The following is a 13,113-nucleotide window of genomic DNA, read 5'->3' on the forward strand; positions in this document are numbered from 1 at the left end:
AGTGTTTACACGGCTCTTGTTAAAACTAATCTTAGTATTGAATAAGCCATTGGTGTGGTGTCCTGACCTTAAGAAAAGGCTAGAGTATATCGAACATTTGTATTTAGCACTGGTTTAGCCGTGGAAATTAGCGCATCTACCTGTGGGTATGAAATTAGAAATCCTGCATAACGTGCAGTTTTCTAAAACTTTCTGGCTGGCGCCTTAATTTCTCCCGTGATATTATCCTGAGAGCACAATAAGGGTTAATCCGGATTTGGGTTCAAACCCTGATTAACTGCAGTGTGTTCAAGTCTCAATTTCAGGTTCTGTTCAGCGAAAACACTCGCTGTACAGGAAAACGAATGTAAGTATTTGTACCGCTCGAAGAGGAAAGAATGAGTAAATTAAGAAATATATCCCGAGAGGGGTGGATGGTCTTTACCGCAGTGCTTGCTGCAATTGCGGTAATTGCGGCCATGGTCACCGTTCCCGGGGCGAATGCAGAGGCTGCTGAGCCTACCGATTTTACGCCCAACAGTACATTGGGCAACGAGCTTAAGAAGGAAGAAAAAGACCCGCAGCATTTCGCCGCGGACTACTCCTGGGGTTTGCTTGTTTGGGCGGGAGAGCCAGCCGGGCCCGGCTTTAACAATGGTGGAAACAAAAATAATGATGTGGGCTGGGGTTGGTGTATTGAACCGCACGCTAAAACCCCTCTCAATACGTTCGAAGCGTATCAAAAGAAGAACGCTACGAAACTTGAGTTTGATGAGCGGTATCACGACGCCGTCATTAATCTCGGACGGAAGATGGAAGCTGCAGCTGCACGAGGGGATAAAAAGGCGGCTGCCAACTATTACGTCTACCTGTTGATGTTCCTTGATTCGCATCAGAATCCAAAGAACCTACCATTTGAAACTATTGTAGGAAATAGCAAAGATTATTTCCCAGGGTTTACTGGATCGCACGAAGAGTTTACGGCGCTTACGGGTTATAAAATCGAGGGACCCAAAGAAGTGCCGAAGCTTGTAAAAGACCCGACGGTGGAAATAGCGAAGCAGCCTGAAGATGCGTTTATTACCGTTGTGCATCCGAATGGCAATCGCAATTCAAAGGCTCAGTCTGTCATTCCGGTAGACCAGCCCGGTCTGCCTGATGAGCCTGACAATGGTGGTGGTTCCGAAGAGCCCACGACTTCTGCTGAGGAGACTTCTTCGGACGAGACGACTTCGGAAAATCCTGGCGGGGAGACTTCTCCGAACGAGACAACTGAGAATCCTGAGCCGTCTGAGTCTGAGGGAACCACTCCGAAGGACACCACCTCCGAGACGACTTCGGAAAATCCTGGCGGGGAGACTTCTCCGAACGAGACAACTGAGAATCCTGAGCCGTCTGAGTCTGAGGGAACCACTCCGAAGGACACCACCTCCGAGACGACTCCGGATAAGACGACTGATGTAACGCCTAATCCGGAACCGACTCCTACTACTAGTGAGCAGGAGAAGGGTCTTGAGCCCAAGATTGAAACGGAAGCTTCCATCAAGGATGGTAACCGTGTAGAAAAGGGTGCCACGGTTATTGACACTGTGACGTATAAGGACCTTGTTCCGGGTAAGGAATACACCCTGAAGGCTGAGCTGATTAGCAAGGAGGACGGCAAGTCTGTTCTGGGTACCGGTGAGAAGACCTTCAAGCCAGAGGCCTCCAACGGCAAGGTTGAGGTTGAGATCACTGTTAATGATGATGTGACTGAGCCGGTTGAGGCTGCGGTTGCCTTTGAGGAGTTGACCTCTGTCGAGGTTGATAAGAATGGCAAGGAGACTCCGGATGCTACTTCGGAGAAGCCGAACCACATCGCTGAGCACAAGGACATCAACGATAAGGATCAGACTGTGACCTCTGAGGGTTCTGAGAAGACCCCGAAGATTTCCACTAATGCTGACTTTGAGGGTGACCTGCGTGAGGTTGTTGCTGGTGCCAAGGTTGTTGATGAGGTTTCCTATGAGGGTCTGGTTCCGGGTAAGGAATACACCCTGAAGGCTGAGCTGATTAGCAAGGAGGACGGCAAGTCTGTTCTGGGTACCGGTGAGAAGACCTTCAAGCCAGAGGCCTCCAACGGCAAGGTTGAGGTTGAGATCACTGTTAATGATGATGTGACTGAGCCGGTTGAGGCTGCGGTTGCCTTTGAGGAGTTGACCTCTGTCGAGGTTGATAAGAATGGCAAGGAGACTCCGGATGCTACTTCGGAGAAGCCGAACCACATCGCTGAGCACAAGGACATCAACGATAAGGATCAGACTGTGACCTCTGAGGGTTCTGAGAAGACCCCGAAGATTTCCACTAATGCTGACTTTGAGGGTGACCTGCGTGAGGTTGTTGCTGGTGCCAAGGTTGTTGATGAGGTTTCCTATGAGGGTCTGGTTCCGGGTAAGGAATACACCCTGAAGGCTGAGCTGATTAGCAAGGAGGACGGCAAGTCTGTTCTGGGTACCGGTGAGAAGACCTTCAAGCCAGAGGCCTCCAACGGCAAGGTTGAGGTTGAGATCACTGTTAATGATGATGTGACTGAGCCGGTTGAGGCTGCGGTTGCCTTTGAGGAGTTGACCTCTGTCGAGGTTGATAAGAATGGCAAGGAGACTCCGGATGCTACTTCGGAGAAGCCGAACCACATCGCTGAGCACAAGGACATCAACGATAAGGATCAGACTGTGACCTCTGAGGGTTCTGAGAAGACCCCGAAGATTTCCACTAATGCTGACTTTGAGGGTGACCTGCGTGAGGTTGTTGCTGGTGCCAAGGTTGTTGATGAGGTTTCCTATGAGGGTCTGGTTCCGGGTAAGGAATACACCCTGAAGGCTGAGCTGATTAGCAAGGAGGACGGCAAGTCTGTTCTGGGTACCGGTGAGAAGACCTTCAAGCCAGAGGCCTCCAACGGCAAGGTTGAGGTTGAGATCACTGTTAATGATGATGTGACTGAGCCGGTTGAGGCTGCGGTTGCCTTTGAGGAGTTGACCTCTGTCGAGGTTGATAAGAATGGCAAGGAGACTCCGGATGCTACTTCGGAGAAGCCGAACCACATCGCTGAGCACAAGGACATCAACGATAAGGATCAGACTGTGACCTCTGAGGGTTCTGAGAAGACCCCGAAGATTTCCACTAATGCTGACTTTGAGGGTGACCTGCGTGAGGTTGTTGCTGGTGCCAAGGTTGTTGATGAGGTTTCCTATGAGGGTCTGGTTCCGGGTAAGGAATACACCCTGAAGGCTGAGCTGATTAGCAAGGAGGACGGCAAGTCTGTTCTGGGTACCGGTGAGAAGACCTTCAAGCCAGAGGCCTCCAACGGCAAGGTTGAGGTTGAGATCACTGTTAATGATGATGTGACTGAGCCGGTTGAGGCTGCGGTTGCCTTTGAGGAGTTGACCTCTGTCGAGGTTGATAAGAATGGCAAGGAGACTCCGGATGCTACTTCGGAGAAGCCGAACCACATCGCTGAGCACAAGGACATCAACGATAAGGATCAGACTGTGACCTCTGAGGGTTCTGAGAAGACCCCGAAGATTTCCACTAATGCTGACTTTGAGGGTGACCTGCGTGAGGTTGTTGCTGGTGCCAAGGTTGTTGATGAGGTTTCCTATGAGGGTCTGGTTCCGGGTAAGGAATACACCCTGAAGGCTGAGCTGATTAGCAAGGAGGACGGCAAGTCTGTTCTGGGTACCGGTGAGAAGACCTTCAAGCCAGAGGCCTCCAACGGCAAGGTTGAGGTTGAGATCACTGTTAATGATGATGTGACTGAGCCGGTTGAGGCTGCGGTTGCCTTTGAGGAGTTGACCTCTGTCGAGGTTGATAAGAATGGCAAGGAGACTCCGGATGCTACTTCGGAGAAGCCGAACCACATCGCTGAGCACAAGGACATCAACGATAAGGATCAGACTGTGACCTCTGAGGGTTCTGAGAAGACCCCGAAGATTTCCACTAATGCTGACTTTGAGGGTGACCTGCGTGAGGTTGTTGCTGGTGCCAAGGTTGTTGATGAGGTTTCCTATGAGGGTCTGGTTCCGGGTAAGGAATACACCCTGAAGGCTGAGCTGATTAGCAAGGAGGACGGCAAGTCTGTTCTGGGTACCGGTGAGAAGACCTTCAAGCCAGAGGCCTCCAACGGCAAGGTTGAGGTTGAGATCACTGTTAATGATGATGTGACTGAGCCGGTTGAGGCTGCGGTTGCCTTTGAGGAGTTGACCTCTGTCGAGGTTGATAAGAATGGCAAGGAGACTCCGGATGCTACTTCGGAGAAGCCGAACCACATCGCTGAGCACAAGGACATCAACGATAAGGATCAGACCGTAACCTCTGACGAGGTCGATGATCAGGACAACCCAGGCGGTTCCTCGAATGGTTCCTCCAAGGGCAAGATTCCGTGGTGGCTCATCCTGATTCCGGGCATCGGCTTGGGTAAGATCATCAAGGATCGCCACGACCACAACGACCACGGCAGCCACAACGGTGGCCACGGTGACAACACCGGCAACCACAATGGCGGCAATGGTCACGAGGGCAAGGGCCAGGATGCTCCTCAGGGCGGCAACTCTGACAATGGACACGGCCGCGGCGTCGAGGTCCAAGGTCAGGAACCTGAAGAGACTGGTAACGCACTGCCATCCAACGCCGAGCGCGTTGAGATTAAGTCCGTACCGTCCGGCGCAACCGAGCTTGAGCCGGGTATGCAGGATTACATCAAGTAGTCCATAAGCATCGGTGAGGCGGCCCGCGGGTCGCCCCACCGGGGTTGAGACTTAAACACCAAAAATCCCCTCCAGGGTGTGACTGCACACGCTGGAGGGGATTTGCATATAACCTGCACAAGGTAGACAAAACGAGGAAGTAAAGGAAGCTAGCTATGGGAAAGCACGCGCAACCACAGCAGCCGGAAGAGAATGGAACTTCGCAGTATCCGGCGAGTGGGGAAGAAGGGGGCGTCGGCAAGCAGGGCATGGGCCGTGGCAAGCTGATCGCCATTATTGCGGCAATTGTTGTCGTGGCATTGGTATTGCTGCAGGTAGTGCTGTACCTGGCGCGCGATGATGAGGATGAGGCCGGCTCGGCGCCAGAGACGGTGGCCAGCGAGAGCGCACCGGAGGAATCCGGGCCGAAGTCGGATGCCTTCGTGGATGATTCGGGCCAGCAGGAGCACGAGTATGAGGCCGCGCCTGGTGAATTCAAGGGCTTTGAAGGCATGTCCGTGGGCATCGATGGCGAGTACGCGGCCGTGGACCCCGTACAGGTCACGGACCAGGGCGTGCTGCTGCCGCCACACGACGTCACCCGCGTGGGCTGGTACTCCGCCTCCGCTGTGCCGGGTGAGCCCGGCAATGTGGGCTCGAGCGTGATTACCGGCCACATTAACTACCAGGGCCAAGGCACCGGCTATGCGGAGAAGTTCACCAAGCTAAAGAAGGACCAGGAATTTACCGTGGTCATCGACGGCCAAGAGCGCACCTTCCGCGTGACCGAGGCGCCGTACCGCCTGCCCAAGGGTTCCGGTTTCCCGGACGTGGTCAACGATAAGGAAGGCGAGAACCGCCTGGTTCTTATTACCTGCGGCGGCCAGTTCGTTGGCGGCGCGCTGGGGTATGAGGACAACATCATTACCGTAGCGGAGCCGGTAGGCGAGCCAGAGCAGCCCGCCGAGCAACCGGCAGGGGAGGCCCCGGCTGAGGCCCCTGCAGCCTAGCGGATACCTTTCAGGCGCCCTGTGGAATTGCCCACAGGGCGCCTTTTCTTATCCGTGGCACCTGGCATGTGGGTAGTGGGGTTGGGGCCTAAATATGAAATAATTTAAGGCAGTAACCGCCGCTGCCTGCGGCTTAGAAGGAGCATTTTCATGGATAATCCAGGCGAGATCGCCGGTCATATTGGCACGCCGCTGACCAGCAATGCCACCAAGGTATTGCTGCTGGGCTCAGGCGAGCTGGGCAAGCAGCTGGCCATGTCCTTCCAGAACCTGGGCCTTGAGGTCCACGCGGTGGACTCGTATGCGGGCGCGCCGGCACACCAAGTGGCGCAGTATAGCTACGTCGCCGATATCAAGGACGCCGGGCGCATCCTGCAGCTAGCGAAGGAGATTCGGCCGCATTTTGTGGTTCCGGAGGTAGAAACCGTTGCGGTAGAAGCGCTGGAGGAGATGGAGGCGCATAGCGACGCCATCGTGGTCCCCTCGGCTCGCGCCTGCGCCATGACGCAGGATCGCCAGTGCGTGCGCGAGGTGGCCGAGAATATTGGATTGCCGGTCTCCGCGTATCGCTTTGCTAGCTCATTGGAGGAGCTAGAAGAAGCAGTCGGGGAGCTGGGCTTTCCGTGCATCATTAAGCCGGATGTCTCCACCTCCGGCAAGGGCCACATGATTGCCCGAGATGAGGACGATGTGCGTGTGGCCTGGGAGACCGTGCGGCGGGTGTCCTCGGACTCGCAGCGCGTGGTGGCCGAGCGTTTCGTGGACTTTGATCTTGAGGTCACCCTGCTAGCTATCCGCTCCATCGACCCGGCCACGGGCAAACTGGCCACGTGGTTTAGCGAGCCCATCGGACACCGCCACGAGCGCGGCGACCTCGTAGAGGAGTGGCAGCCTACTGGAATGAGCGAGATTGCGCTGGAAAATGCCCGCTCTGTGGCGGCGCGCATCTCCAATGAGCTGGGTGGTCGCGGCGTGTACTGCGTGGAGCTTTTTGTCGCCGGCGATGACGTGTACTTTTCCTCCGTCTCCCCGCGGCCCTCGGATACGGCGATGCTAACCGCCTACACGCAGCGCTTTTCCGAGTTTGACCTGCACGCGCGCGCGATTTTGGGCTACCCCATTGACGCCACCCTGGTCACCCCGGGTGCCAGCGTGGTCATCCACGCGGACGAGGAGCTGAATGAGGTGGCCTATACCGGCGTCGCCGCGGCCCTTAGCTATGCGGAGACGGACGTGAAACTCTTTGGCAAGCCGGGGGCCTACAAGGGCCGCCGCATGGGTTTGGTCTCTTCTACTGCAGAAAATGTGGAAGAAGCGCGCGACCGTGCGGCTCTAGCGGCACACAAGATCGAGGTGACCTCCACGCCGGGCCTGCTGGCGCAAGGCGGCGCCCGCGGCATCGATCCAGAAACCGAGAATGTTCCCGATATTGAGGTCGTGGAGTACGAGGGCGGCGTGGAGCTCGATCCGAAGCTCGCCTCCGGCGTGGACGACGCCGACTAGGAGGCGGCCAGCTGTCCAAGCGTCTAGCTGGCGGGGCGCAGCATCGGCTGGTGGGGGACTCCCTCGTCATCGAATGGCTCTCCAGTCGGCGTGAAGCCGAAGGAAGCGTAATAGTCCACGAGGCCGGCCTGCGCCTCCAGATAGAGCGTCTGGCCTGGGCGCATGCGCTCGCCAAGGTCTATGGCCGCCTGGAGTAGCTCGCGGCCGAGGCCCGTGCCGCGCGCGGCGGGCGCGAGCGCGAAGCGGCCGATTTGGGCGCCGGTGGTCGGGGCGTCGGAAAGCGCGGTGTCGTCGGCAGGCGCAGCCGGAAAGACGCGGGCCGTGCCGAGCAGCTCGTGGGTGTCCGCGTCCCAGGCCAGCAGGTGCACGGTCTGGGGGTCGGCGTCGGTGGCGTCAATCTCGGCGTACGGGCAGCGCTGCTCGTGCACAAAGACATCTACCCGCAGCTTGTAGAGCTGGTGGACGTCCAAGGCTGCCAGTTGGCCCAAGGGCGCGGCGGAAATGAAATGCGGCATGGGCTAGGCCTGCGGACCGGCGTGCTTGACCATTTCGTCCCACTCGACGATCTTGATGCGCTCGCGGCCGTGTGCCTCGCCGGCGGCACGCTCAGCGGCATCCAGGCGGTGCCAGCCTTCCCAGGTGGTCACGGCGATATCGCGGGAGGCCAGGAAGTCTAGGATGTCCTGCGGATCGCGCTTGGTGGCAGGCTCCAAGTCGCCGGCCTTGTAATCGGCGATGAGCATGGTGGTGGTGTCCTTGGCATCGGACTTGGTATTGCCAATCAGGCCCACCGGGCCGCGCTTAATCCAACCGGTGGTGTAGAGGCCGGGGAGCTTTTCGCCGTCGACATTGGCCAGCACATGGCCGCCGTCGTTGGGCATGGTGGCCTTGGTCTCGTCGAAAGGCACGCCGTCGACGGACTGAGGGTAGTAGCCCACGGCGCGGTAGACGGCTTGGACCGGCCACTCGGTGTACTTGCCGGTACCGGTTACGGTGCCATCACCGTTGAGCTCAGTGCGCTCGGTCTTGATGGCGGTGACGTGGCCGTCCTCACCCAGCACCTCTACCGGGGACTCAAAGAAGTGGATGTAGAGCTTGTGCGGGGCATCGCCCGGCTCGCGCATGGCGTAAGACTCGAGGGTCTGGCACACCAGGTCGGTGGACTTGGCGGCGCGGCGCGCCTCCTCAGAGGCGGCGTCATACTCGATGTCCTCGGGGTTGACGATGACCTCGATGGTCGGGGACTCGTCTAGCTCCTTGAGCTCCTTCGGCGTGTACTTGGCCTGTGCCGGGCCGCGGCGGCCGAAGACGTGGACCTCCTTGGCGCGGTTTTTCTTGAGTGCTGCATAGACGTTATCCGGGATCTCGGTAACAAGTAGCTCGTCGGCGGTCTTGGCCAGGATACGGGAGACATCGAGGGAGACATTGCCCACACCGACGACGGCGACAGATTCTGCAGAGAGATCCCAATCGCGTTCGAAATTGGGGTTGCCGTCATAAAAGCCCACGAATTCGCCGGCGCCATGGTTGCCCTTGAGGTCCTCGCCCGGGATGCCCATGCGCTTATCGGCGGTAGCACCGGTGGCGAAGATGATGGCGTCATAATAATCGCGCATCTCCTCGACGGTGATGTCCTTGCCCACCTCAATATTGCCCAGGAAGCGGATCTCTTCCTTTTCCATAACGTTGTGCAGGGACTGCACGATGCCCTTAATACGCGGGTGATCCGGTGCCACGCCGTAGCGGATCAAACCGAACGGCGTCGGCATCTTTTCAAAAAGATCGATCTGCACATCGAGATCTGATTTCACTAGAAGGTCAGAGGCGTAAATGCCTGCCGGGCCGGAGCCGACCACGGCGACGCGCACTGGGTTAGTCATGTGCTTAGGGTGTCCTTTCTTTCGTTGTGCTGCATATTCTACGCGGTCACTATGCGATAAAAACCACAGCATTACTAACCCCAGTTTAGGGCGGTCACGATGGGGCATAGGAGGGGGTAAATCGCGTACAGTGGAGTAGTCACCGCGCGCTGATAACTGTGATAACTGACATGAAGTTATGAGGCGCGTTAATTGTGTTCAAGTGACCGTGAATGAAAGGTAAATTGCATGTCTGCATCCCATTCCGCAGTTATTAGCGCTATCGGCCGTGGCTTCGATGGCCTCGATGTGCCCGCCCTGGCTCAAGACCTGGGCGCGGAGCTCATCCGCCTCGAAGACTTCGATGCCACCGTCGCCGCCGTACTTGCTGAGGCTCCCGCCGCTGAGAACATCGTGGCGCAGGGCACCGGCGATATCGCCTTCGATGCCGAAGTAGCTGCCGCCCTTGGCCTGCCGCTGGCCATCATTTCCGGTGCCCCGCAGCGCACCGGCGAGCTGGCACAGCACAATGCGGAATCCTTGGGTGCCACCGTTGCTGGCATCTTCACCGATCTCGCAGCAGTTCCGGGCGCACTTGCTGCGCTTGGCGACGTCTCCCCGGTCATGTCCGCCGACCTCTTCCAGAAGCAGCTTATTGACCAGGCCCGCGCCGCCGGTTCGCACATCGTTCTGCCAGAGGGCGACGATGATCGCATCCTCGAGGCCGCACACGTGGTGCTGCGCGATAAGGTTGCCAAGCTGACCATCCTGGGCAACGAGGCCGATATCAAGGCCCGCGCCGAAGAACTCAAGCTCGACCTGGCTGGTGCCGAGATCATCAACCACCTCGAGTCCCCACTGGCAGAGGAATTCGCGGCCGACTTTGCCGAGCTGCGCAAGAAGAAGGGCGTAACCCTCGAGCAGGCTCGCGAGACGATGAAGGATATTTCCTACTTCGCCACCATGATGGTCCACAAGGGCTTGGCCGATGGCATGGTCTCCGGCGCTGCTCACACCACCGCCCACACCATCAAGCCTTCCTTCCAGATCATTAAGACCAAGCCGAACGCTTCCGTGGTCTCCTCCATCTTCCTGATGGTCATGCGTGGCCGCCTGTGGGCCTTCGGTGACTGTGCCGTCAACCCGAACCCCACTGCCGAGCAGCTGGGCGAAATCGCCATCGTTTCCGCACAGACCGCCTCCCAGTTCGGCATCGACCCACGCGTGGCCATGCTGTCCTACTCCTCCGGCACTTCCGGCTCCGGCCCGGACGTTGACCGTGCAGTGGCCGCCGTCGAAGCCGCCAAGAAGCTGGATTCTTCCGTCAAGGTGGATGGTCCGCTGCAGTTCGACGCCGCCTGCGACCCAGGCGTTGCGGCTAAGAAGATGCCGAATTCTGACGTTGCCGGTCAGGCCAACGTCTTCGTCTTCCCGGACTTGGAGGCCGGCAATATCGGCTACAAGACGGCACAGCGCACCGGCGGCGCGCTCGCCGTGGGCCCGATCCTGCAGGGCCTGAACAAGCCGGTTAACGATCTGTCGCGTGGCGCGACCGTTCCGGACATCATCAACACCGTTGCAATCACCGCTATTCAGGCTGGAGAGAAATAAATGTCATACGTTCTGGTCCTTAACTCAGGTTCTTCCTCCGTTAAATTCCAGCTGGTCGATCCCGAGTCCAGCGCCACGGATACCCCGCTGGTCTCTGGCCTGGTCGAGCAGGTTGGCGAGCCCCTCGGCGCCGTCACCGTCAAGACCGGTGGCGAGAAGTACAAGGAAGAGCTGGAAATCCCTACTCACTCCTTCGGCCTTGAGCGCGCTTTTGCCATCATGAGCGAGCACAACGTTGGCCCGACCGACGTGGATGTTATCGCCGTTGGTCACCGTGTTGTTCACGGCGGCCGCCTCTTCTCCGAGCCACAGCTCATCGTGGACCAGATTGAGTCCATGATTGAGGACCTCATCCCGCTGGCCCCGCTGCACAACCCGGCCAACCTGGACGGCATCCGCGTGGCCCGCAAGATGCTACCGGATATCCCGCACGTTGCCGTCTTCGATACCGCGTTCTTCAACACCCTGCCGCCGGCAGCTGCGCTGTACGCCATCAACAATGAGGTGGCATCCAAGTACGATATCCGTCGCTACGGCTTCCACGGCACCTCTCACGAGTTCGTCTCCCAGCAGGTACCGGGCCTTTTGGGCCGCGACCCGATGCACACCCACCAGATCACCCTCCACCTGGGCAACGGTGCTTCTGCTGCAGCCATCCGCAATGGCCGCGCCATCGATACCTCGATGGGCCTGACCCCGCTGGCTGGTCTGGCTATGGGTACCCGTTCCGGTGACATTGACCCGGGCATCATCTTCCACCTCGTCCGCCAGGCGGGCATGAGCGTGGATGAGATTGATAACCTGCTCAACAAGCAGTCCGGTGTCAAGGGCATCTCTGGCGTTAACGACTTCCGTACGCTGCGCGAGCGCATCGACAACGAGGACCAAGACGCTTGGCTGGCTTATAACATCTACATCCACCAGCTGCGCCGCTTCATCGGTTCCTACATGATTGCCCTGGGCCGCGTGGACGCCATCACCTTTACCGCCGGTGTGGGCGAGAACGATACCGAGGTCCGCCAGGACTCCCTGTACAACCTGGATATGTACGGCATCCACTTTGATAAGGAGCGCAACCTGGTCCGTTCCGACCAGCCGCGCATGATCTCCACCGAGGATTCCCCGGTTAAGGTCTTTGTCGTTCCGACCAACGAGGAGCTGGCTATCGCCCAGAAGTCCGCCGAAATCGCCGCAATGGCGCGTGAGGCTGGCCTCTACAAGTAAAAAGGCTCTTACGTCCAGTTAGAAGCTGGAATGTGAACGAGAGGCGTGCGGTCCGCAAGGGGCCGCGCGCCTCTTTTTTATCTCTGAACCTAGTACAGCAAGCGTTTCGTTTATTTCGTTTATTTTGTAAGGTGGGGGTATGAAGGACTTACAAAATGGCGGGGCAACTCGGGATACCAGCCCAGCGGAAGAGGCTTTATTAAGGCTCAATTCTGTGTTGGAGGCCAAAGATTCACCGGCACCAGTGGATATATTCGTGCAAGGAACCGAGCAAATAATCGCAATTCCGCGAGAGATCGCCGAAACCCTGCAGAAAGTTCTCGCCATCGAAGCGGCAGGGAAATCGGTCCGCGTAGTGCCCGAGGAATCCGAATTCACCACGCAACAGGCAGCAGACTTTCTCAATGTTTCGCGGCCACACGTTGTAAAGCTCATTGATGAAGGGAGCCTTCCCGGCTACAAAGTTGGGTCCCATCGCCGCGTGAGTCTTGCGGATCTGCAGAAATACAAGAATGAAAGAGATGCCAGTCAGCGCCGTGCCGTAGCTGAATTGACAGCCTTATCGGAGGACCTGGAGCTTTATTAGTGGGGCGGTTGACGGTAGTTTATGATGCCAATGTGCTCTACCCGAGCTTGCTTCGTGATGTCCTGATAAGGGTGGCTGGTAGCGGTGTATTCCGTGCCCGATGGACGGAGAGAATCCTAGATGAAGTCTTCTTTAACTTGCAGCGCAATCGTCCTGATTTAGACCCTAAGAAGTTATCCCGCACCCGTAGATTGATGTGTTTAGCGGTCGAGGATTGTCTTGTGACTGGATACGAGGAATTAATTGATGATCTATGGCTACCAGATCCGAATGACAGGCATGTCCTAGCGGCAGCAATTAGTTGTGGTGCTCAAAGTATCATTACTGAAAATGTAAAAGACTTTCCTTGTTCCATTCTTGATGGTTTTGGCATTAGACGGCAGAGCGCAGATGAGTTTTTGTGCGAATTGATCGCTTCTTCGCCCGCGATTGTGCAGCATTCGATTGAGGACGCGGCTGCCGCTTTTAAAAAGCCACCGCGAAGTGTGGACGAGGTCCTAACGGCATTAGCGTTATCGGGAACACCGAGGGCAGTTGAAATGCTTCGTTCTTAAATTTTCAAACGTGTCGTCTGATTTATGCAGCGCAGGATGGCCTAGAAGATGTGCCGCTTGTGGGGC

At 57.3% G+C, this 13,113-nt stretch carries 9 protein-coding genes; 7 read left to right on the forward strand and 2 right to left on the reverse strand.

Going from position 1 to position 13,113, the window contains the following annotated elements; all coding sequences use genetic code 11:
* Window positions 1–377: 377 nt before the first annotated feature.
* From I6I12_RS02260 to purT, 3 genes are all read left to right on the forward strand, one after another.
* Window positions 378–4,721 carry a VaFE repeat-containing surface-anchored protein gene (locus tag I6I12_RS02260; protein WP_234288158.1) on the forward strand — a complete coding sequence of 1,448 codons (4,344 nt, stop codon included), beginning with the start codon at window positions 378–380 and terminating at the stop codon, window positions 4,719–4,721.
* 155 nt (window positions 4,722–4,876) lie between these two features.
* Complete coding sequence (locus I6I12_RS02265) at window positions 4,877–5,710, forward strand: class F sortase (RefSeq protein WP_200288598.1); 834 nt, start codon at window positions 4,877–4,879, stop codon at window positions 5,708–5,710.
* 150 nt (window positions 5,711–5,860) lie between these two features.
* The gene (purT, locus tag I6I12_RS02270; protein ID WP_200288599.1) at window positions 5,861–7,213 is read left to right on the forward strand and encodes a formate-dependent phosphoribosylglycinamide formyltransferase; all 1,353 of its coding nucleotides are present in this window, start codon (window positions 5,861–5,863) and stop codon (window positions 7,211–7,213) included.
* A 23-nt stretch (window positions 7,214–7,236) separates the two neighbouring features.
* Here purT and I6I12_RS02275 read toward each other — a convergent pair whose 3' ends face one another.
* Together I6I12_RS02275 and I6I12_RS02280 are read right to left on the reverse strand one after the other, a co-directional pair.
* Entirely contained in the window at window positions 7,237–7,728 is a 492-nt protein-coding gene (locus I6I12_RS02275; RefSeq protein ID WP_200288600.1) for a GNAT family N-acetyltransferase, read from the reverse strand.
* Window positions 7,729–7,731: 3 nt separating this feature from the next.
* Window positions 7,732–9,093 carry an FAD-dependent oxidoreductase gene (locus I6I12_RS02280; RefSeq protein ID WP_200288601.1) on the reverse strand — a complete coding sequence of 454 codons (1,362 nt, stop codon included), beginning with the start codon at window positions 9,091–9,093 and terminating at the stop codon, window positions 7,732–7,734.
* 228 nt (window positions 9,094–9,321) lie between these two features.
* Here I6I12_RS02280 and pta point away from each other — a divergent pair, with 228 nt between their 5' ends.
* The 4 genes from pta to I6I12_RS02300 all read left to right on the forward strand — a co-directional run bounded on the left by pta (window position 9,322) and on the right by I6I12_RS02300 (window position 13,047).
* The gene (gene pta / locus I6I12_RS02285) at window positions 9,322–10,683 is read left to right on the forward strand and encodes a phosphate acetyltransferase (protein ID WP_200288602.1); all 1,362 of its coding nucleotides are present in this window, start codon (window positions 9,322–9,324) and stop codon (window positions 10,681–10,683) included.
* The gene (locus I6I12_RS02290) at window positions 10,684–11,907 is read left to right on the forward strand and encodes an acetate kinase (protein WP_005325574.1); all 1,224 of its coding nucleotides are present in this window, start codon (window positions 10,684–10,686) and stop codon (window positions 11,905–11,907) included.
* Between the two features lie 139 nt (window positions 11,908–12,046).
* Entirely contained in the window at window positions 12,047–12,493 is a 447-nt protein-coding gene (locus tag I6I12_RS02295) for a helix-turn-helix domain-containing protein (protein WP_150850560.1), read from the forward strand.
* 71 nt (window positions 12,494–12,564) lie between these two features.
* Window positions 12,565–13,047 (forward strand): PIN domain-containing protein, encoded by a 483-nt coding sequence (locus tag I6I12_RS02300; RefSeq protein WP_234288186.1) that lies wholly within the window; start codon window positions 12,565–12,567, stop codon window positions 13,045–13,047.
* The last annotated feature ends 66 nt before the right edge of the window (window positions 13,048–13,113 follow it).

The organism is Corynebacterium kefirresidentii (genome assembly GCF_016599755.1).
Lineage (GTDB): Bacteria > Actinomycetota > Actinomycetes > Mycobacteriales > Mycobacteriaceae > Corynebacterium > Corynebacterium kefirresidentii.

Coding starts and splice junctions, on each gene's coding strand:
- I6I12_RS02265 (WP_200288598.1), top strand. CDS start 4,877: ATGGGAAAGCACGCGCAACCACAGCAGCCGGAAGAGAATGGAACTTCG.
- I6I12_RS02260 (WP_234288158.1), top strand. CDS start 378: ATGAGTAAATTAAGAAATATATCCCGAGAGGGGTGGATGGTCTTTACC.
- I6I12_RS02275 (WP_200288600.1), bottom strand. CDS start 7,728: ATGCCGCATTTCATTTCCGCCGCGCCCTTGGGCCAACTGGCAGCCTTG.
- pta (WP_200288602.1), top strand. CDS start 9,322: ATGTCTGCATCCCATTCCGCAGTTATTAGCGCTATCGGCCGTGGCTTC.
- purT (WP_200288599.1), top strand. CDS start 5,861: ATGGATAATCCAGGCGAGATCGCCGGTCATATTGGCACGCCGCTGACC.
- I6I12_RS02290 (WP_005325574.1), top strand. CDS start 10,684: ATGTCATACGTTCTGGTCCTTAACTCAGGTTCTTCCTCCGTTAAATTC.
- I6I12_RS02280 (WP_200288601.1), bottom strand. CDS start 9,093: ATGACTAACCCAGTGCGCGTCGCCGTGGTCGGCTCCGGCCCGGCAGGC.
- I6I12_RS02295 (WP_150850560.1), top strand. CDS start 12,047: ATGAAGGACTTACAAAATGGCGGGGCAACTCGGGATACCAGCCCAGCG.